This window comes from Lichenicola sp. (assembly GCF_965198575.1).
Classification (GTDB): Bacteria; Pseudomonadota; Alphaproteobacteria; order Acetobacterales; family Acetobacteraceae; genus Lichenicola.
Genome location: NZ_OZ240671.1, coordinates 2,887,030 through 2,906,791, shown reverse-complemented (window position 1 = coordinate 2,906,791; position 19,762 = coordinate 2,887,030). Strand labels below are relative to the sequence as shown.

The window sequence follows — 19,762 nt, the reverse complement described above, 5'->3', positions numbered from 1 at the left end:
CAGCAACATGACGGCGCTGATCGAGGCGGCCCGCACGCCGGGGTTTCCGGCCGAGATCGCGCTGGTGCTGAGCAACAACCCGGATGCGGCCGGCCTGCGCACCGCCGCCGAGGCCGGGATTGCGGCGCTGGCGATCGATCACCGGCCGCACGGGCGGGACCGCGAGGCGCATGAGCGGCAGATCGACGCGGCACTCGAGGCGGCGGGGATCGGGCTGGTGTGCCTCGCCGGCTACATGCGGCTGCTGACGCCGTTCCTGGTTTTGCGCTGGCAGGGCCGGATGCTGAACATCCATCCGAGCCTGCTGCCGGCCTTCCCCGGGCTGCATACCCACGAGCGGGCGCTGTCAGCCGGGGTGAAGCTGCATGGCTGCACCGTGCACCTGGTCACCGAGATCATGGATGAGGGCCCGATCATCGGCCAGGCGGCGATCCCGGTGGCGGCGGACGATACCCCCGATACGCTCTCGGCCCGGGTGCTGGAACAGGAGCACCGGCTCTACCCGATGGCGCTGGCCCGGCATCTCGGTGCCGCGTCCACACCGACGGCAACCGGCGCGCTGCTGGCAGTCTGAATGCCCGGCATGAGCGTGTCCCGTTCCGCGTGGGGTGCGGTGGCGCTGCTGGTGGCACTGCCGCTGCTCGTCCAGCTGCCCGCGCTCCTCGGCTGGCTGTCGGCGAACCCGCTCTTCATGGAGGCCGGCCTCACGACCAGCACGCCGAGCCAGATCCTGCCGGGCTTCCCCGGCTGGATCGACGGCAATGCGGGCGTGACGACGCAGGCGCTCGGCAAGCTCGCCGCCGACCAGTGGCTGCACGGGCAGCTGCCCTGGTGGAACCCGTATTCCGGGCTCGGCATGCCGCTCGCGGCCGAGATGCAGAACTCGGCGCTGTTCCTGCCCTTCGTGCTGCTGCTGCATTTCGCGGACGGCGTGCTCTATCTCAAGATCAGCATGCAGATCCTGACCGGTCTGTTCATGCTCGCCCTGCTGTCCGAGCTGGGCCTGGATCGCCGTTCCGGGCTGGTCGGCGCCGTGCTGATGGAGTTCTGCGGCACGCTCGCCTGGTTCAGCCACGGCCCGATCATGCCGGTGCCGTTCCTGCCGCTGCTGGTGCTCGGCATCGAGCGATCCGCCCGGCTCTCGCGCGAAGGGGGGCGGGGCGGCTGGCCGCTGGTCGCGGTGGCGATTGCCGGCTCGATCGTCGCCGGCTTCCCCGAAACGGCCTTCATGGACGGCCTGCTGGCGCTCTGCATCGCCGGCTGGCGGGTGGCGTCGGCGGGTTGGCGATGGACCGATGTCGCCTGGCGGATCGGCGCCGGCGGAGTGCTCGGTCTGCTGCTGTCGGCACCGGCCTGGCTGCCGTTCGCGGAGTCCCTGCCGTCATCGTTCCTCGGCCAGAACACCGATTTCGCCGGCACCCACCTGATGGCTGCCAGCTACGGGCTGCTGCTGTTTCCCTACCTTCTCGGCACGCTGATCTATGGCTTCGACCATGTCCCCGGCGAGGCCGATGTCTGGTGGCATACCGGCGGCTACTGCGATCTCGTGCTGGTGGTCGCGGCGGCAGTGGCACTGGCAGGGCGCACCGGCGGGCGGCATCGCGCGTTGCGCTGGGTGCTGGCCGGCTGGCTGCTGGCAAGCCTGTTGAAATCCGCCGGCATGCCGCGGGTGAGCCAGGCATTCGACCTGATCCCGCTGATCCGCCAGACCATGTTCTACGTCTATGCCTCCCCCGGATGGGCGTTCGCACTCAGCCTCCTCGCCGCACTCGGTCTCGATGATCTGCGTCGCGGTCAAGGTCCGCCCGTGCGGCGGATGCTGCTGGTCGGAGCGGCCTGTGGACTCCTGGCGGCAAGGGCGGCGTTCATGGCGCGCAAACCGGTCCACGCGCTTGCGGCGGTGATGCCGCACTACGCCATCTTCCCGCTGCTCTCCCTGCTCTGGGCATTCGGAGCGGCAGCGGCATTCATCGCGCTGACGATGCGCGGCCGTGATCGGGCGGCGGCATTGCTGCTGGCGGTGAACGCGATCGGCCTGTTCGCGCTGCCGGTGTTCTCCGGCGTCCGCCACGCGCGCGCCGATCTCGGCCCGGTCGCGTTCCTGCGCCACGAGCTCGGGTTGCACCGGTTCTACAGCATGTCGCTGCTGCAGCCGAACTACGGCGCCTACTTCAGGATCGCGTCACTGAACTGGAACGCGGTGCCGGTACCGCTCGCCCTGATCGCCCGGATCGGACGCGACCTCGATCCCGGCATGGACATGACCGGCCTGTTCGGCAGCCGCCTGCAGCGCCTGGGCATGGACGTGCCGTCGCCGGCGACCGTGCAGAGCACGACCGCCACCGCGATCGGCCGCCTCGAGGCGCTCGGCGTGTCGGACCTGCTGGTGCCGCACGGCTTCGACCCGCTCGCCGAGGAGATCAGCGCTCCGGCGATGCCCGGCACGCTCGCCCCGCAAGCCGTACAGGCCGGCACCGTGATCGAGGTCGCGATGCCGCCGGGCCTCACCGGCAATGCACGCATCGAACAGGCCGGTGTCGATCTCGGCACCTATGCGGGCCATCCGGCGGGTCGCCTCGAGATCTCGGTCTGCGTCGCTGCCCGGTGCAGCACCGGTGCTGCCGACCTGGCCCAGGCCGTCGACAACCATCCGCTCTGGATGCCGCTCGACGACCCGCTCGAAACCCGCGCGGGCGACCAGGTGCATTATCGCCTGCGGGTTGCGAGCCTGGCGGGTGGGCTGGCGGTCTGGAACGACACGCTGGCTGACGGCGAACATGCGCCGTTCGTGCTGCTCCATACCGTGTCGCACGAGCCGACCCTCGCGCGCGTCTATGCCGACCCGACGATCGACATCCTCCGCCTGCCGGACCCCGCACCCTACTTCGCCACGACGGAGGGGTCCTGCGTGCTGCAACCGGAATCGCGGATGCGCCTCGCGGCCACCTGTGCCGCACCTGCCCGATTGATCCGCCGCGAGCTGGTGTTCCCCGGCTGGAGCGCCACGGTGAATGACCGTCACCTGACGCCCGATGCCTATGAGGCAACGTTCCAGAGCATCCCGTTGCCTGCCGGACGTTCCGACATCCGCTTCGGATATGCGCCGCCGCATGTCGCGTGGGCCTGGGGAGCGATGCTGCTGGGGCTGCTTCTGCTCGGTGGCGGCATCCTGACGGACAGGCCTCGCCGATGAGCCAGTTTCGTCTCGGCACCCGGAGGCCGGCACCCAGCCTGCTGGCGATCCGGCTCTGGGCATCCGCGATCCGGCTCTGGGCACCGCGGCTCCGGGAACCGCGGCTTTGGGAACCGCGGCTTTGGGCACCGCGGCTGCTGGCGCTGTTCTTCCTGGCGTATGGCGGCACCGGGGTCATGGCGATCGCCTGCCTGATGCCGCCGTTCCAGGCCGCCGACGAGACCAACCATGCCGATCGTGCCGACCAGATCGCCGGCCTGGGCCTGCTCGGCCTGCGCCAGGGTGGCGATACCGCCGGCGGCATCGTCGATCTCGGCCTCGACCGCGCGTCCGCCGCGTTCGACCGGTTGCGCTTCCATCCGGAGATCAAGACCACGCGCGCGATGGCGGATCAGGCTGCGGCGGCAGACTGGCGGCCACGCGGCCCGCTGGCGTTCCCGAATACCGCGATCTACCCGCCATTCTTCTATCTGCCGGGAGCCCTCGGCATCCTGGTCGGCAAGCATGCCGGGCTGTCGGTGCTCAACACCCTGCTGCTCGCGCGACTGGTGAGCGGCGGCGTGAGCGTGCTGATCGCGGCGGTGGCGATCGGGATGGCGGGCGGCATGGCACCGCTGCTGTTCACCGTGCTGTGCCTGCCGATGTCGCTGGCGCTGTTCGCCTCGGTCTCGCAGGACGGCCCGATGATCGCCGCCAGCGCGCTTGGCGTCGCCCTGCTCGGCGCACCGACGGGCCGATCGCGACTTGCTGTCGCATGCGTGGCGGTCTGCCTGGTGGCGATGGCGCGGCCTGCGTATCTGCCGCTGGCCCTGATCCCCGCGTTGCTCTGGGACAATAGCTGGCACCGAGCGGCCTGGCGCCGGCGCCTCGTGCTGGCGGCCTCGACCACCGTTCCGGTCGTGGGCTGGATCATGCTGACCGGTGCGGTCACCCTGCCACACGTCACGTCGGCGCATACGAGCCAGCAGATCCAGGCGCTCCTCGCGAACCCCGGTCTCGCCGAGCGGATTGTCGTCAACACCCTGGCTCGGCAGGTGCAGGAGGGGGGGCCGTATTTCCGCGAGTTCGTGGGCGTGCTCGGCTGGCTCGATACCACCCTGCCGAACCCATACTACGCGGTTACAGGCATCATCCTCATCGTCGCCACGCTTGCGGTGATTCTCGAACCGGGCACGGCACCAAAGCCGGGACCAAGGCCGGCACCAGGGCCGCCCGGGAACGCGTCCCTGCTGCCGATGCTGCTCAACGGCGTGTTGCTCGTCGCCGCCATAGTTGCGGTGTTCGTCCTGGAGTACCTGAGCTGGAGCCCGATCGGCGGCGGCATCGTCGAGGGGGTGCAGGGTCGCTATTTCCTGCCGATCGCGCTGTTCCTGCCGCTCGCCCTGCCGCGCCGTCCGGAGGGACACCTGGCCCGGGCCGCTCCGATCGCGATCATCCTGCTGCTCTATCCGGCCGTGTCGCTGGCGCTCACCCTCCGGGCCATCGTCATGCGCTACTACCTGGGCTGAGCCGGGACGCCTCTTGGCCCGCGAAGGCCGAGGGCTGCCAGGGCGGCGACCAGGTTCACCACGGCGAGATACCAGGCCGGCGAGACCGGATCATGCGTCCAGTGGATCAGGGTCGTGAACACGATCTGCGCGGTGCCGCCGAACAGCGAGATCGCGATCGCATACAGCGTGCCGAAGCCGGTGCTGCGGACCTGGGGCGGGAACAGCTCGACCAGCAGCACCACCGAGCCGGCGAAGCTGCCGACCTGCAGCACCGTGACGAGAGCGGCGACCAGGCCGAACAGCCAGCCGGCGGGATGGCCGGTCAGCAACAGCAGCAGCGGAACGATCAGCAGGCCGAGCGCCAGGCGTGGCACCAGGATCACCGGGATGCGGCCGATCCGATCGGATAAATGCCCGGCCACCAGGGCGGCAATGGCGCCGCAGCCGCCGACGATGACGGTGCCCAGCAGCGACAGCCCGGTCGGCAGGTGCAGCACGGCGAGCGCGTAGGTGGTGATGTAGTTGAGGAAATACTGGCTGACGGTGCCGGCGATCAGCAGCATCAGCGCGCAGAGCAGCTTCCCGCGGCCGGCCGAGAACAGCTGGCCCACGCGACTGCTTCCCGGTTCCGCCAGCTGGGTGACCGGCACCTCCTCGAGCCCGCGTCGCAGCGCCAGCCCGACCGGTACCACCAGCACGCCGAGCGCGAACGGCAGCCGCCAGCCCCACTCCGCCATCGCACCAGGCCCGAGCAGCAGCGTCGCGACATAGCCGATCAGTCCGGCGCCGAGCACGGCGAGAGACTGGCTCGCGCCCTGCCAGGAGGCATACAGCCCGCTGCGGCCAGGCGGCGCATTTTCCAACAGGTAGGTGGTGGCGGGTCCGGCCTCGGCGCCCCAGGCGATGCCCTGGATCAGACGGGCCAGCACGAGCAGAGCCGGCGCCCACGGGCCGATGCTGGCATAGCCCGGCAGCACCGCGATCATCAGGCTGCCCAGCCCCATCAGGCCGAGCGAGATCATCATGCCGTGGCGGCGGCCGTGGCGGTCGGCGAGCAGCCCAACCAGGATCGCGCCGAGCGGGCGGGTGACGAAGCCGACGCCGAAGGTGGAGACCGACAGCAGCAGGCTGAGATAGTCGTCGTGGGTCGGGAAGAAGGTGCGGCCGATCATGACCGCGAAGGTGCCGTAGGCGATGAAGTCGAACACCTCGAGGGTGTTGCCGATCACCGCCGCGGCCACGCTGGGCCGTCGGCGGCTCGGTTCTCCGGCGGGGGTCAGGTCCCCCTGGATAAGGCCCCCTGAAATCAGGGAAGGATCTCGGTGCCGGCGAAGAAGAAGGCGATCTCGATGGCGGCGTTCTCGGCGCTGTCGGAGCCATGCACGGAGTTGGCCTCGATGCTCTCCGCGAACTGCGCGCGCACGGTGTGCGGCTCGGCCTTCTTCGGGTCGGTGGCGCCCATCACGTCACGGTTCTTGAGCACCGCGCCCTCGCCTTCCAGCACCTGCACGACCACCGGGGCCGCGGTCATCGACGACACCAGGCTCTGGTAGAACGGGCGCGCCTTGTGCACCTCGTAGAACGCACCGGCCTGGGCGTCGGAGAGCTGGATGCGCTTCTGGGCGACGATGCGCAGGCCGGCTTCCTCGAACAGCGCGTTGATCTTGCCGGTGAGGTTGCGACGCGTGGCGTCCGGCTTGAGGATCGACAGGGTGCGCTCGATGGCCATGACGGGTATCTCCTAGGGGCCGGCACGAGGCAGGCTGTGGGGTTGCGGCGCGATTTAGAGCAAAAACGCGGCGCGTGCCACCTCCGCTGTTCAGTGGAAAGCTGTGAAGCTTCAACCCCAGATTGCAGACATCACGGCCGATCGTGAGCTGGATCTTTTGCCTTTTGCCTGGAAGAGGACAATGACCTCCTGCAGGATGATCGACGCTGGTCACCGGGGCAGGCACAATGGCAACACGCACCTTGTCCGAGATTGCTGATCTAGTGCGGGAGAACAACAAGTCGAAGGTCCTTTCCGACGCGTTCCTGACCTGTCTGATATGGAAAGAGTGTGGCTTCCGACCACGCAGGAACGAAAACGGCTCGTCCGCCCGGGGCATGATGCAGCTCACGACAGCGGCCATAAAAGATGTCAACCTGAGCCTGGGCCACGCGCCGCATTTTACCCTCGCCGACATGAGCGACGACGCAAAGAACATCCAATGTGGCACGCTCTACCTGGACATCAGGATCCGGCGTCAGGGGGGTAATGTCAGGGCCGGCGTGGATGCCTTCGGAACCGGTAGCGGCTATAGCGACAATATTGTCGCCTGCGAGGCATGCATGAAAAAGACGGCCGGCGTCGCGTGCCTGATGCAGATCCATCCATGAGACCGTCTGCGTTCGCGTGTCTGCAGATGGGCGTCGTACTGATCCTTGCGATTGGCAAGACCGGCGTGGCGGCGGATCGGGCCGACTGGAGCAGCCTGTCGATCTGGAAAGACCACACGCCTGCCGATCGAGTGAGCCCCGGAAAGACCATGTTCCTCGACACCCCCCGGATCGCGCGGGGCCTCAGGGAGGTCCTCCCGGACGCGGAGTGGAAGCTCCTGCGACACGTCTATACGGTGGGCGACACCTTCTCCGTCACTGACCACTACCTGATCGGCGATGTCTGCCGACCGCATGATTGCGGCGCCGAAAACGCGACGATGGTCTTCGACCTGAAGAGTGACAATTTCTGGATAGCGATGTTCGCCCACGTCGGACGAACCGTCTCGACCCGCTGGTTCGGGACCGCTGATTATGTCGATCTGCCGCCTGCGGTCCTGACTGCCGTCTTGTCGGTGCATCGGCCCTTGCCTTAGACACTCTCGCTCCCCGGGAGCTTCCGCCAGTTGAGCCTGCTCGTCATCTCCGCGCTGACGTTGCGCATCGCCGGCCGCACCCTGCTCGACCAGGCCGATCTCACGGTCGATCCGGGCCGGCGCATCGGGCTGGTCGGGCGCAACGGCGCCGGCAAGTCGACGCTGCTGGCGGCGATCGCCGGCGACATCCAGCCGGATGGCGGCGAAATCCGCCTGTCCAGCCGGGCCCGCATGGCGCGCATCCTGCAGGAAGCCCCGTCCGGGGAGCAGAACCTGCTCGACACGGTGCTCGCTGGCGACGTCGAGCGCACGCAACTGCTGGCAGAAGCCGAGGCGGCAGTCAGCGCCGTAGCCGGCGATGGGCACGACCCGGGCCGGGTTGCCGACATCCACGAGCGGCTGCGCGCCATCGAGGCCGACAGCGCGCCGGCCCGTGCTGCCACCATCCTGTCCGGGCTCGGCTTCGACGCGGCAGCGCAGGCGCGCGCGGTGAACGACTTCTCCGGCGGCTGGCGCATGCGGGTGGCACTGGCGACGGCGCTGTTCCTGAACCCGGACCTGCTGCTGCTCGACGAGCCGACGAACCATCTCGATCTCGAGGCGACGCTTTGGCTGGAAAGCTGGCTCGCGCGCTTCCCGGGTGCGGCCCTGATCGTCAGCCACGATCGCGGCCTGCTCGACCGCGCGGTGGAGGCGATCGCGCATCTGGATCGCGGCAAGCTGTCACTCACGCCGGGCGGCTACGACGAGTTCGTGCGCATCCGCACCGAGCACGCCATGCAGCAGAACCGGGCGGCCGACCGCATCGCCGCACGACGGGCGCACATGCAGTCGTTCGTCGACCGCTTCCGCGCCAAGGCCACCAAGGCGAAGCAGGCGCAGGCGCGCATCAAGGCGCTGGAGAAGCTGCCGGCGATCGAGAGCGTCGTCGAGGACCGCGCCACCGTGTTCGCGTTTCCCGAGCCGATCCAGCTGCCGCCACCGATGCTGACACTGGAGCGGGCGACGGTCGGGTATGACGGCCGGCCGATCCTGTCGAACCTCAGCCTGCGCATCGACATGGAGGACCGGATTGCTCTCCTTGGCGCCAACGGCAACGGCAAGTCGACGTTTGCCAAGCTGATCGCCGGCCGCCTGGAGCCGCAATCGGGCGTCATGCAGCGGCACGCCAAGCTGAAGGTCGGCTATTTCGCGCAGCACCAGGCGGAGGAACTGACGCCGGACGAGAGCCCGGTGCAGCATATCGCCCGCGCCCTGCCGCTGGCCCTGCCGACGGCACTGCGCTCGCAGCTTGCCCGGTTCGGGCTGGACGCCAACCGCGCCGACACCCCGACGCGCGACCTCTCGGGTGGGGAAAAGGCGCGACTGCTGCTGGCGCTTGCCACCCGCGACGCGCCGCAGTTGCTGATCCTCGACGAGCCCACAAACCATCTCGACCTGGATGCCCGCGAGGCGCTGATCCGGGCGCTCGCCGAGTTCGAGGGTGCGGTGCTGCTGATCAGCCACGATCCGCACCTGGTGGAGCTGGTGGCCGACCGGCTGTGGCTGGTGGGCGACGGCCGGGTGCAGCCGTTCGATGGCGACATGGCGGAGTATCGCGTCTGGTTGTCCGAGCGTGCGCGGGCTGCGGCGCGGGAAGCCGGACGTGGTGGAGAGTCTGGATCCAGGGCGCCCACGCCGGCGCGCGCGGAGGACCGGCGTGATCGGGCCGAGACCAGGCGGGCGATGGCGCCGGTACGCAAGCGGGCACGTGATGCGGAGGCGTTGCTGGCGCGGCTTGCCGCGGAACGGGCGACGCTGGAGGCGAGGCTGGCCGACCCGGCGATGTACGCGCCGGGCCGGGCCGAGGAGATCACCCGCGCCAACACCCGGCTCGCCGCGATCGCCCGCGAACAGGCGACCGCCGAGGAGGAGTGGCTCGAGGCCGAGCAGGAGCTCGAAGCGGCGTCCTGACGCGCCGGATCGGCCCGGCGTCAGCCCGGTGTGACGATCAGCGCCAGTGCGCCGGGATCCACACGGTCTCGAAGCCGCGCCGCGCCCAGTGGCCCGGAACCCACGCACCGTAATGCGGGCGCCAGGCGACATAGTGTCCCGGCGCCCAGACGTAGCGGCCGCCGATCCACTCCCAGCCGCCCCGCTGCCAGATCATCCGGGGGCCCACCGGTGGTGGTGGCGGTGGTGCCTCGTATTGCGGCGGCGGGATCGGCGCGTAGCCGTATGGCTGCGCTTCGGCCTGGCCGGTGCAGGCGAGGCCGGCGGTCAGGAAGAGGATCGATGCACCGATCCGGAAATGGCTGTTCATGAGGTGGTTGACCTCCTGGCTGTTGGGTATGGGGCGGAAGATGTGCCGCCATCGTGGCGACACAACGGCACCCACGCCGGCACAGCGGTGCAAAATGTCTTCGATTGCGTCGGCATGTTGCAGTCAGGCGCGAGTCAGGAACCTGACCTTTGGCTCGGCGAGACCGAGAGCCTTCACGCCGGCGGCAAATGTCGCGTAGTGCGGCGTGGCGAGATGCGCATCGAAGGCGGCCTTGTCGGCATAGACCTCGTACAGGATGACGAGCTCGGGTGCGTCGTCGGTCGTCAGCGCGTCGAACTGCAGGCAGCCAGGCTCGTCGCGCACCGACGAGCTGCTGTCGAACGCACACAGCTCGAGAAACCCGGGCTTCTGCGCGGGAGGGACCGAGAACTCGACGAGAATCACGAATGCGCCAGTATTATCCGACAAGGGGTCTTCTCCTGATCTCGCCCGGATGGATTGACGGGCACGCCCGGCAGTTTATCGACCGTGCATGGCTGGCTGTCGACCGCGCCCTGCACCGCCGAGCTGCCGGTATTCCGACTCCGCCAACCTGTCCGGACGCTTGAGCCAGACAGCCGAGGCCTTCAGGGAGCCCGGCGCGTATCTCGGTCGGATCCAGCTGGCGGCCCGGGGGTGGTCGAAGCCGTCCGCAGGATCTCCGGGACGATCGAGCAGATCGGCTGATCTCGACGAGCATCGCCGCAGCCATCGAGGAGCAGGGTGCTGCCACGGCAGGGATCGCGCGCAGCGTGCAGCAGACCGCGCAGTCGAGCCGGGACGTCACGGTCAATATCGGCGGCGCCAGCCGGGGTGCCACCGATACCGGAACCGCCGCGGCCCCGGTTCTGGACGCCGCCGTCGGCCTGTCGCGTCAGGCGCTGCAGCTGACGAGCGAGGCCGTTTGCTGCATGGACGAGGTCAGGGCCGCCTAGAGCTGGCGGTCCCGATCTTCAGCCTGTTTACCTTCGCTTCACACCCTCCGGCGTAGGTTGAGCGCAATGTGTGGAGTGGGTCACGGGCAATGCTGAAAATTGCCGACTGTCTGTTCAACCAGCACGACCTGCGTCTGGTCGGGCTTGCGGTGGGTATGTGCATTCTTGCCTGCATGGCAGCATCGGCGCTGCTTTCCAGGGCGCAGGCATCGACCGGCCGGTTGCAGATCATATGGGCCAGCATTGCAGCGATCGAATTCGGTGGCGGCATCTGGTCGCTGCACTTCGTCGCCATGATCGCCTTCATGCCCGGGATCGGAATCGCCTACGATATCCGCGACACCATGATGTCGATCTTCATCCCGATCGCCGGCGCACTTGCAGGCTTCGGGTTCCTGCTGTGGAGCAGGAACAGGATCGTCACCGTCATCGGCGGCACCCTGTTCCTGACTGCAGCGATCGGCGGGATGCACTACACCGGGACCGCTGCGATGCGGATGCACGGACGTATTTCGGTCGACAGCGCGCAGGTGGCTCTGTCGATCGTGCTCAGCGCCGCTTTTTCGGCGGCTGCGATCTGGGTCATGCACGACCTGCGTTCGCAGCGTCGGCAAACGATCACGACCTTCTTGCTGGCAGGCGCGATCTCGGTCCTGCATTTCACCGGCATGTCGGCGATCACGCTGCACGGCGTGCAGGATCATGCGGATCTGCCTGGCCTGGTCGGGTCGACTTCTCTCGCCATAGCCGTCGCCGGGCTCAGCATCGCGATGCTGCTGCTGAGCTTCGCGTTGTCGCTGGTGGATCGCCACCTCGCGGACAGGACCATCAAGGAGAAGGAGCGGCTGCACCAGCTGGCCGGCGTATCCTTCGAGGGGCTCGTGATCGAGCACGAGGGCATCATTCTCGACGCGAACTCGAGGTTCTGCGAAATGAGCGGCTACGACCTGCCGCAAAAGCTCGGCCAGCCGGTTTCGATGTTCGTCGCGGGCTATCCCGGTGGGCAGGACGCTGTTGCATCGCTCGATGTCCGCCCCCGGGAGCTGGTGTTGCGATGCCGCGACGGCGGCGAGGTTGCCGTCGAACTTCTCGCCAGGCCGATCACCTACGACCGGGGTCCGGCGGTGGCGATCGCGGTCCGTGACATCACCTCGCAGAAAAAGAGCCAGGCGGCGATGCAGCGGCTCGCAGCGATCGCCGATCTTCTGGCGGCAGGCAAAGGGCCGGGGCTGTTGGGCACCCTTCGTTCGGCAGTCGGTGCGGAGCCACCGGTACCGCCGGAACGCGTTGCTCCCGGCTGGCCGGAAAACGGGGCGCTGCCTCCGCACGATATCGGCCAGATCCAGGCGATCAGCCTCGCAGCACTGAGGATCGCCTATGCCGATGACTGGGAACACATCTCCTGTCGGGCAATGCTGATCGCGGAGCGGATCATCAAGCGGGTGGTCTCACCGGAGGATGTCTTCAGCCGGGCGGGAGACGAAGGCTTCGCGCTCTGGTTCGCCAGTGACGACATCAAGGTGAACCGTGCCAGGTTGGCCAAGGCGACCCGGGAGATCAGGCTCGCCTTCCTGCACGAGTTCGGCGAGGCCGCCGCCCATCATACCGGCGCCGCCCTGGTCAGTTGCGGCCGGCATGATGCCCCCGGCCAGACGGCCGTCGAGGTTCTCGGCTCGTCGCTGCATATCGCGGCAAAGCTGCAGGACAGGCGGGCGCGCGACGCCCAGGACGTCAGGGCGTTGTTCGATGGGCTGTCCCGCGTCGAGGTCACCGCCGCCCGGCCGGTGATCGACAGAAACGACAAGCCGACGGATCTGGAACTGGTCGATTTCGACGCGGGCCTCCTGGCCCGGATTTCCGATCTTGCGGTTGCCCTCGAGAACACACTCGAGCACGGCCACGATCTCGACCTGTTGCGGCTCGATCTGGCCATCCAGGCGCTGCACGACCGCCCGGACGACCGCCGCGTTCTGGTCGAGGTGTCATGGTCGATGCTGAGCCAGCCGGTCCGGCGATTCCAGTTCGATGAACGGCTCGCGACGATCGAGCCGGGGTTGCGCCGTCGACTGACACTGGCGGTTGCCGGCATACCGCCGCTGCCGCACGACAAGAGATGGACCCAGACCGTCGAGCCGCTCCGCCGCATCCTGGGCGGGGTCGGGATCCTCGCGATGCTGACGCCGGACGAATCCCCGTCGCATGCAAAAGCCATGGTCCAGGACTGGAAGATCGGCCTGCTGATGATCGACGGATCCAGCCCTGGGTCTGCCGAGCCGGCCGCCTATTTCGAGATCATCGCCCTGGCGCGTCAGCGCGGCATTCCCGTGCTTGTCCGCACAGTGTCCATTCAGGACGCGCCCGACTGGCGAGAGCTGGGTGCGACCGGCTTCGTAACCGTCCGATAGGCCTTCAGCCGCCTACAACCCGCACCGGACGGCCGTCGAGAAATTCCGTCGCGTTGGCAACGCTGTCGCCGTAGAAGGCTGCCCAGGTCTCAGCGACGCCGTAACCGAGATGCGGCGTCAGGACGGTGTTCCGCGCCGTGCGGAGTGGATGGTCCGACGGCAGCGGCTCCTGGTCGAACACGTCGAGGGCGGCAGTGATCCGGCCTTCGCGCACGGCCTCGACGAGTGCGGCTTCGTCGATCAACGGGCCGCGTGACGTGTTGACCAGGATGGCGCCGGGTTTCATGCGCGCAAGCTCGGCCGCGCCCAGGACGCCGCGCGTCCGATCCGACAGCACCAGGTGCAGGCTCACCGCATCTGACCGTTCCAGCAGCTGGTCGAGCGACACCGGTGCCGCACCCGCTGCGGCGGCCCGCTCGGCGGTGAGGTTCGGGCTCCACGCCAGCACCTGCATGTCGAGTGCCCGGGCGTAGTGCGCCATCCGCGTGCCGAGCCGTCCCAGCCCGATCAGGCCGAGGGTCCGGCCGGCCAGTGCGATACCCTCCGGAACACCGTCCTGGAAACGCCCGGCACGGATCGCAGCGTCGCCGGCCGGGACCGAACGTGCGGCGGCCAGAAGCAGCCCGAGGGCCAGCTCGGCGGTGGCGAACCCGGCGCCGCCCGGGACGCCGCCGGTATTGCAGACGGTGATGTCGTGCGCACGGCAGGCCGCGAGATCGAGCGACGGGTTGGCCGCGCCGGTGATGCCGATCATCCGGCAGCGTGGCAGGCGGGCGATCAGCGACGCGGGAAATGGCGTCCGTTCGCGCATGGTGAGCAGGATGTCGAAGCGGGCGAGCGCCTCTGCGGCCGCGTCCTCGTCGGCAAACGCCTCGTGGAAGAACACCAGCTCTGCACGTGCCTGCAGCGGCGACCAGTCGGCGCTCGTGCGAGCAACGCCCTGCCAATCGTCAAGAACCGCAATCGCCGTCATGTCCGCCTCCGTCCCCGATTATGGTCGCACCCGGGCATAGCCACGGTGCCATGGCAACCGCGCCGGCCCGACACCGGTTCCCCACAGACACGTCCCAACAGGAGCATCCTGATGAACACACGTCGCTTCTTCGCGCGCGGCCTCGCTGCGTTGTCGGTGCTGCCTCTGCTGGCAGTCCGATCGGCGCAGGCGGCCGCACCGGATCCGGGAGCGGACGCCACCGGCGGTCGGGGCATGGAGATGCTGACGATCTTTCTCCGCCACGACGAGAGCAAGACGCTCGACGAGATCAACGCGCACCTGAAGCAGACGGGATGGTTCGCGCATTTTCCGCCGGCGGGGGTCGAGGTAGTGTCCTGGTACGTGATGATGGGGATCGGCCAGGTGGTCACGCTGCGCTTCCCGTCGGAGCGGCTGCGCGAGATCAACGCGCTGGTGGAGAAGGCGGCGTGGGGCGGGTTCCGTACCGAGTTCTATCCGACCTATGACTACCGGGCGCTGTACGCGGCTCAGCAGGCCTCGATGAAGTGAGCGAGCCGTGAGCCGGTCGGGATCAGCGCGCCGCGGGTCTGCACCGAAACTGCCGCGACCTGATGGCCACGCGCCACCGCCGCCAACGCATCCAGGCCCTCCAGGCGGCCCGCGAGGTAGGCGCCGTTGAACGCGTCGCCGGCGCCGGTGGTGTCCAGCACGTGCTCCACCGGACGGGCCGGTATCCACTTTGACACGCCGTCCACCACGCACAGCGCCGGATCCGGACCGTTCTTCACGACGATCTCGCTGACACCCAGCTCGGCGAAGCGGGCGGCCGTCGCGGATGGGGATGCGTCGCCGAACAAGGCCGCCTCGTCGGAGAAGCTCGGCAGCACGCAGTCGACGATGCGGCAGAACGCGGTCAGCGTGTCCCGCGCCGCGGTGTCGGAGGGCCAGAGGCGTGGTCGGTGGTTCGGGTCGAAGGCGATCCGCGTTCCGTTGCGGCGCGCCTCGACAAGAGCAGTGAACAGCGTCTCGCGGGCGGCTTCCGACAGGATCGCCAGGGTGATGCCGGAGAACAGCACGATGTCGGCGCCCTGCAGCGACAACGCGAGCGCGGATGGATCATCGGCGAGGCTGGTTGCCGCGGAGTTGCTGCGCCAATACGCGAACGAGCGCTCGCCCTCGACCAGCCGCACGGCATACAGACCGACCGAGCGCACCGGATCGCGCCGGACCGCCGACACGTCGAGACCGGCCTGCGCCATGAAGGCGACCATCTCGTCGGAGACCCAGTCGGTGCCGACCGCGGTGACGTAGCGGACCGCATGCGAGGCCGGCAGCAGCACCCGGCTCGCCCACGCGGCGTTGAAGGTGTCGCCTGCATAGCCGAGCGAATACGAATCGGCGCCGGCCGGTGCCACCTCGACCATGCACTCGCCGATGGCAACCAGCGTCTTCACGCCACCGGTCCTGCCTGCAGAGCCGCACGCAGGCGCGACTGCGGCAGATCCAGTCCGAGGCGTTCGGCGTCATCGACGATCGGTTGCAGCCGGCGGCGCTTCTTCTCGGCCTGGTTCTGCGCGATGTCCTCGAGCCGGTGCGCCAGGAAGGGGTTGAGGAAGCGCTCGCGCACCGTCCCGATATAGTCGCTCGCCAGTTCCCCCTGCCCCGACGCCTCGAACACCGGCAGCACCTCCTTGGTCCAGACATTCTCGAGATCCGCTCGCATTTCCGGATCGTTCATCGCCTGCAGCACCGTCATGCCCGGACGCGCGCCCGCGTCGAGCCAGAGCTGCGCCAGAACGGTGTGGCCGAGATTAAGGATGTGCAGCTTCAGCCGTTCGTAGGTCGCGAGATCGTCGGTCAGCACGATGGCGTCGTGGCTGCATGGCAGTTGCATTGCGTGCTGCCGTTCGATCGCCCAGAGCGCGTACGGCTCGGCGACCGCCCCGACCGGCGACAGCGCCTCCGACACGATCCGGTCGACCAGGCAGTTCACCCACACGCAATGTGACCGGAGATAAGCGACGAATTCGCCGGGCAGGTCGCACTGCCGGGCCAGGTCGATCACCAGGTCGCGGAGGGTGTCGCCGTTGCGGGACAGGAGCTCGCACGGCAGCAGCGTCAATGCGGCATCCGGCCGTCGCTGCCACCGCGCATGCAGCAGCACCGCGAGCTTGGCCGGGAAGCTGCGCGGCACCCTGCCCTCCAGAATGCCGGGCAGCTCGTCGGCGGGATCGAGGTCGAAGCCGCGGTCGCCGGTGTTCGAGAGGATCACCCGGGCCTCGTGCACGAAGATACGCCGCACCTCGTCCCAGTCATCGTCGGCCTGCAATCCGCGTCGCACCGACCGCACCTGGACCCAGCGATCGACAGCCTGCCCGGACTGCAGCCCGCGGATCCGCACCGGGTAGCCGTCGCCGCTGGCCATCGCGGCGATCCGGGCGGCGCTCTCCGGGTTGCGGGTCGTCTGCACGACGGCAATGGTGCCGATCGCCTCGCCCCGATCCAGCGCCTCGGACACGAACAGATCCGCATGCGCCTGCAGGAAGCGGCTGGTGCCGAATTGCAGGATCGCCGACACGTCGCGCATCAGATCTCGATCATGCCCTTCACGACGCGCTGGCCCGGATCGAGCAGAGTGTGGAAGTCCGTCGGCACCGCGTCCAGGGTCATGCGGTGGGTGCACAGCGCGTCGGTGGGGATGCGTCCGGCCCGCATCACCTCCAGCACCTGCCGGAAATCCTCGATCGTGGCGTTGCGGCTGCCGAGCAGGCTGGTCTCGCGCTTGTGGAACTCCGGGTCGGAGAACGAGATCCGGTCGGCAACGATCGAGACCAGCAAATAAGTTCCACCATGCGCCACGAAGCCGAAACCGCGCTCCATCGCTGCCGCATTGCCGGTCGCATCGAACACGACGTCGAAGAAATTGCCGTCGGTCAGTGCCGAGAGTTCAGCCGTGTCCGCCTCGCCCAGCTGCACCACGCCCGAAACTGCGAGGTGGCGCATGGCGAAGGCGAGCCGGTCGGCGCGACCATCCAGCATCACCACACGGGCTCCGGCTTCGATCGCGAACAGCGCCACGGCGAGGCCGATCGGACCGGCACCCACCACGAGCACGCTTTGTCCCGGCGCCGCACGGCCGCGTCGTACTGCATGCGCGCCGATCGCCAGGAACTCGATCATCGCCGCCTGCTCGAGCGACACGCCCTCTGCGTGATGCACGAACTGCCGTGGCAGGGACAGGAACTCCGTCATTCCACCATCCCGGTGCACGCCCAGGACCTGGATCTCGCTGCAGCAATTGGTCTTTCCCTGCAGGCAGGCGTGGCAGCGACCGCAGGACATGTAGGGCATGATGAAGACGATGTCGGATGTCGCCAGGCCACTCCCCGGGGGTGCTTCCTCCACCGTGCCGGAAAGCTCGTGGCCCATGACGCGCGGATACGACAGATAGGGCTGGTTGCCGCTGAAGATATGCAGGTCGGTGCCGCACACGCCGACGCGACGGATACGAACCAGCACCTCGTCCTCGCCGCGGACCGGCATCGGCCGCTCGACACGCTGCAGCAGACCGGGAGTCTCGCAAACGATCGCGCGCATCGTCATCTTGCCTCGCCTGGATTGCCGGTCGGGGCGGCCGGATCGATCAGTCCCTGCTGCTTCAGGTTCGCCCAGAATGCGTCCGGGATCGGGTGGTCGAACCAGCCGATACTGGTTCGGAGTTGTGCCGCCGAATGGGCGCCGACGACGCAGGAGGTGATCGCCGGATGGGCTACGGGAAACTGCAGCGCTGCCGCGGGCAACGGAACATCGAACGCATCGCAGGCCTGCTGCAGCGCCCGCACGCGCCTGATGATGTCCGGCGGCGCCTCGGCGTAGTTGAACATGGTGTTGCCGACCAGCACTCCGGAGTTGAAGACGCCTGCCGCGATGATGGCGTTGCCGTTGCGGTGGCACGCTTCGAGAAACCCGGCACTCGCCTGCTCCAGGAGCGTGTAGCGACCGGCCAGCATGGTGACGTCCAGGTCGAACGCCTGCATTGCGTCAGCCACGACCTCGCACTCGTTCACGCCGAGGCCGACCGCGCCGACCTGCCCGGAGTCGCGCAATTCGGCGAGCGCCCTGAAGCCGCCGCCGGTGGTCAACTGGCTCCAGTACTGCGCGTGCCGGTCGCCATGCGTCACCCGGCCAATATCGTGGACGTAGAGGATATCGATCCGGAGGCAACCGAGGCGCTGCCGGCTCACCTCGAACGACCGCAGGATGCCGTCATGGCTGTAATCGTAGGTCGGACGGAACGGCAGCGGGCGCACCCAGCCATCCTCGTCCGCACCCACCGCCGCATCCGGCAACATCAGCCGACCGACCTTGCTGCTCAGCACGTACTCGTCGCGCGGGAAACCGTCGAGGATCGTGCCGAGCCTGCGTTCCGATCGGCTGTAGCCGTAGTAGGGTGCGGTGTCGAAATAGCGGATCCCCGCGTCCCACGCCGCTTGCACGGTTTCCTCGCAATCGCGCAACGGCATCGGGCGGAACAGGCCGCCCATCTGCGCGCAACCGAGCCCCAACCCTGTCGGTGACACCGCACGCCGCGGCAACATACGACGATCACCGACACCCATTCCGGACCCTCCCTGCACCGCCGGGATGCGCTAATACAGCACGTTCTTTGCCTCCGGCGAATTGATGTTCGCCTTGGTGACGAGCACGACACCGGTGTCGATCTGCTTCTCGACCGGCTTGTGATCGATGACCTTCAGAAGGGTCTGGATGCCGAGCTTGCCCATCTGGTACGAGCCCTGCACCGCGATCGCGTTCAGCGTGCCGTCCTTGACGAAATTCTGCAGGTCCTCGTTGCCGTCGAAGCCCACAGCGGCGAGGGCGCCTGCGCGACCGGACTGCTTGAGTGCCCGACCCATGCCGATCGCGGTCGGCTCGTTGGCGCCGAAGATGCCCTTCAGGTCGGGGTGCGCGGTCAATACGTCCGTGGTCTGGTTCAAGGCCGTCGCCATCTGCGACTGCGAATAGTACGGGCCGATGATGGTCAGCTTCGAATGCGCCTTGATGTAATCGGTGAAACCACCCACGCGACCGATCTCGGACCCGGCACCGGCGACATACGACATCACCGCGATCTGCCCGGTCTGGCCTGCCTTGTCGATCAGCGCCTGTGCGCAGAGCTGTCCGGCCTTAACGTTGTCGGTGGCCAGGAACGACTGGAAATAATGTGCTCCGGCGGCCGACAACGGCGAGTCGATCACGATCAACGGGATATGTGCCTCCCATGCCTGCTTTGCCGCCGGCACCAGCGCGTCGGGGTCGGATGCTGCCAGCACGATGCCGGCGACATGCCGGTTCACCGCGTTCACCACCAGGTTGACCTCGTCGGCAACGGCGGATTCGGAGGCCGGACCCTCGAACGTCATGTGATAGCCCGAAGCGTCGGCCATGGCGGATTGCGCGCCCTTCTGCACGTTCTGCCAGTAGGTCGAGTTCACCGTCTTGACGATCACGGCCAGCTCCTTGCCGTCCGCCGCCTGCGCGCCCTGGGTGAGGCCGAGCAATGCGCTGCTTGCCAGCAACGCCGCCATGAGTTTCGTAACGTGACGTCTTTCCATGAGTGTATTCCC

At 68.1% G+C, this 19,762-nt stretch carries 19 protein-coding genes; 9 read left to right on the top strand and 10 right to left on the bottom strand.

Features of this window, described 5'->3' with window-relative positions:
* Positions 1–7 precede the first annotated feature (7 nt).
* From purN to ACOEQ2_RS13195, 3 genes are read left to right on the top strand one after another with little or no spacing between them, the layout of a single operon-like run.
* Positions 8–574, top strand: coding sequence for a phosphoribosylglycinamide formyltransferase (gene purN / locus ACOEQ2_RS13205; protein WP_419731222.1), 567 nt, complete (start codon positions 8–10; stop codon positions 572–574).
* Positions 575–583: 9 nt separating this feature from the next.
* Positions 584–3,193 carry a hypothetical protein gene (locus ACOEQ2_RS13200; protein ID WP_419728435.1) on the top strand — a complete coding sequence of 870 codons (2,610 nt, stop codon included), beginning with the start codon at positions 584–586 and terminating at the stop codon, positions 3,191–3,193.
* On the top strand, positions 3,190–4,701 hold the full coding sequence (locus ACOEQ2_RS13195; RefSeq protein ID WP_419728434.1) for a DUF2142 domain-containing protein: 1,512 nt from the start codon (positions 3,190–3,192) through the stop codon (positions 4,699–4,701). The genes ACOEQ2_RS13200 and ACOEQ2_RS13195 overlap by 4 nt, the downstream gene beginning before the upstream one ends.
* Here the strand turns inward: ACOEQ2_RS13195 and ACOEQ2_RS13190 are convergent.
* Together ACOEQ2_RS13190 and ndk are read right to left on the bottom strand one after the other, a co-directional pair.
* Positions 4,689–5,924, bottom strand: a complete 1,236-nt coding sequence (locus tag ACOEQ2_RS13190) for an MFS transporter (protein ID WP_419728433.1) — start codon at positions 5,922–5,924, stop codon at positions 4,689–4,691. The two genes, ACOEQ2_RS13195 and ACOEQ2_RS13190, sit on opposite strands and share 13 nt — an antisense overlap.
* 65 nt (positions 5,925–5,989) lie before the next feature.
* On the bottom strand, positions 5,990–6,412 hold the full coding sequence (ndk, locus tag ACOEQ2_RS13185; RefSeq protein ID WP_419728432.1) for a nucleoside-diphosphate kinase: 423 nt from the start codon (positions 6,410–6,412) through the stop codon (positions 5,990–5,992).
* Between the two features lie 227 nt (positions 6,413–6,639).
* Here ndk and ACOEQ2_RS13180 point away from each other — a divergent pair, with 227 nt between their 5' ends.
* Genes ACOEQ2_RS13180 through ACOEQ2_RS13170 form a run of 3 tightly spaced genes read left to right on the top strand, consistent with a single transcriptional unit; the run spans position 6,640 to position 9,491 of the window.
* Positions 6,640–7,062, top strand: a complete 423-nt coding sequence (locus ACOEQ2_RS13180) for a lytic transglycosylase domain-containing protein (RefSeq protein ID WP_419728431.1) — start codon at positions 6,640–6,642, stop codon at positions 7,060–7,062.
* A 26-nt stretch (positions 7,063–7,088) separates the two neighbouring features.
* On the top strand, positions 7,089–7,538 hold the full coding sequence (locus ACOEQ2_RS13175) for an Ivy family c-type lysozyme inhibitor (protein ID WP_419728430.1): 450 nt from the start codon (positions 7,089–7,091) through the stop codon (positions 7,536–7,538).
* 30 nt (positions 7,539–7,568) lie between these two features.
* Positions 7,569–9,491: an ABC-F family ATP-binding cassette domain-containing protein gene (locus ACOEQ2_RS13170; protein WP_419728429.1), complete on the top strand. Its 1,923-nt coding sequence runs from the start codon at positions 7,569–7,571 to the stop codon at positions 9,489–9,491.
* Between the two features lie 37 nt (positions 9,492–9,528).
* On the opposite strand, the gene ACOEQ2_RS13165 is transcribed toward ACOEQ2_RS13170, so the two are convergent.
* Both ACOEQ2_RS13165 and ACOEQ2_RS13160 read right to left on the bottom strand, forming a co-directional pair.
* On the bottom strand, positions 9,529–9,840 hold the full coding sequence (locus ACOEQ2_RS13165; protein ID WP_419728428.1) for a hypothetical protein: 312 nt from the start codon (positions 9,838–9,840) through the stop codon (positions 9,529–9,531).
* A gap of 123 nt (positions 9,841–9,963) precedes the next feature.
* Positions 9,964–10,269 carry a putative quinol monooxygenase gene (locus ACOEQ2_RS13160; protein ID WP_419728427.1) on the bottom strand — a complete coding sequence of 102 codons (306 nt, stop codon included), beginning with the start codon at positions 10,267–10,269 and terminating at the stop codon, positions 9,964–9,966.
* A 323-nt stretch (positions 10,270–10,592) separates the two neighbouring features.
* Here ACOEQ2_RS13160 and ACOEQ2_RS13155 point away from each other — a divergent pair, with 323 nt between their 5' ends.
* Both ACOEQ2_RS13155 and ACOEQ2_RS13150 read left to right on the top strand, forming a co-directional pair.
* On the top strand, positions 10,593–10,775 hold the full coding sequence (locus ACOEQ2_RS13155; protein ID WP_419728426.1) for a hypothetical protein: 183 nt from the start codon (positions 10,593–10,595) through the stop codon (positions 10,773–10,775).
* Between the two features lie 89 nt (positions 10,776–10,864).
* Entirely contained in the window at positions 10,865–13,180 is a 2,316-nt protein-coding gene (locus ACOEQ2_RS13150) for an MHYT domain-containing protein (protein WP_419728425.1), read from the top strand.
* Between the two features lie 4 nt (positions 13,181–13,184).
* Here the strand turns inward: ACOEQ2_RS13150 and ACOEQ2_RS13145 are convergent, their stop codons facing one another.
* On the bottom strand, positions 13,185–14,153 hold the full coding sequence (locus tag ACOEQ2_RS13145) for a D-2-hydroxyacid dehydrogenase family protein (RefSeq protein WP_419728424.1): 969 nt from the start codon (positions 14,151–14,153) through the stop codon (positions 13,185–13,187).
* A gap of 111 nt (positions 14,154–14,264) precedes the next feature.
* Here ACOEQ2_RS13145 and ACOEQ2_RS13140 point away from each other — a divergent pair, with 111 nt between their 5' ends.
* Entirely contained in the window at positions 14,265–14,684 is a 420-nt protein-coding gene (locus ACOEQ2_RS13140) for a hypothetical protein (RefSeq protein WP_419728423.1), read from the top strand.
* Here the strand turns inward: ACOEQ2_RS13140 and ACOEQ2_RS13135 are convergent.
* From ACOEQ2_RS13135 to ACOEQ2_RS13115, 5 genes are read right to left on the bottom strand one after another with little or no spacing between them, the layout of a single operon-like run.
* Positions 14,663–15,589: a sugar kinase gene (locus tag ACOEQ2_RS13135; RefSeq protein WP_419728422.1), complete on the bottom strand. Its 927-nt coding sequence runs from the start codon at positions 15,587–15,589 to the stop codon at positions 14,663–14,665. The two genes, ACOEQ2_RS13140 and ACOEQ2_RS13135, sit on opposite strands and share 22 nt — an antisense overlap.
* Positions 15,586–16,722, bottom strand: a complete 1,137-nt coding sequence (locus ACOEQ2_RS13130; RefSeq protein ID WP_419728421.1) for a mannitol dehydrogenase family protein — start codon at positions 16,720–16,722, stop codon at positions 15,586–15,588. The genes ACOEQ2_RS13135 and ACOEQ2_RS13130 overlap by 4 nt, the downstream gene beginning before the upstream one ends.
* A complete protein-coding gene (locus tag ACOEQ2_RS13125) occupies positions 16,722–17,738 on the bottom strand; it encodes a zinc-binding alcohol dehydrogenase family protein (RefSeq protein WP_419728420.1) in 1,017 nt (338 codons plus the stop codon). Before ACOEQ2_RS13125 ends, ACOEQ2_RS13130 begins: the two co-directional genes overlap by 1 nt.
* The gene (locus tag ACOEQ2_RS13120) at positions 17,735–18,754 is read right to left on the bottom strand and encodes an aldo/keto reductase (protein ID WP_419728419.1); all 1,020 of its coding nucleotides are present in this window, start codon (positions 18,752–18,754) and stop codon (positions 17,735–17,737) included. The genes ACOEQ2_RS13125 and ACOEQ2_RS13120 overlap by 4 nt, the downstream gene beginning before the upstream one ends.
* A gap of 30 nt (positions 18,755–18,784) precedes the next feature.
* Positions 18,785–19,750: an ABC transporter substrate-binding protein gene (locus ACOEQ2_RS13115; protein ID WP_419728418.1), complete on the bottom strand. Its 966-nt coding sequence runs from the start codon at positions 19,748–19,750 to the stop codon at positions 18,785–18,787.
* Between the last annotated feature and the right edge of the window lie 12 nt (positions 19,751–19,762).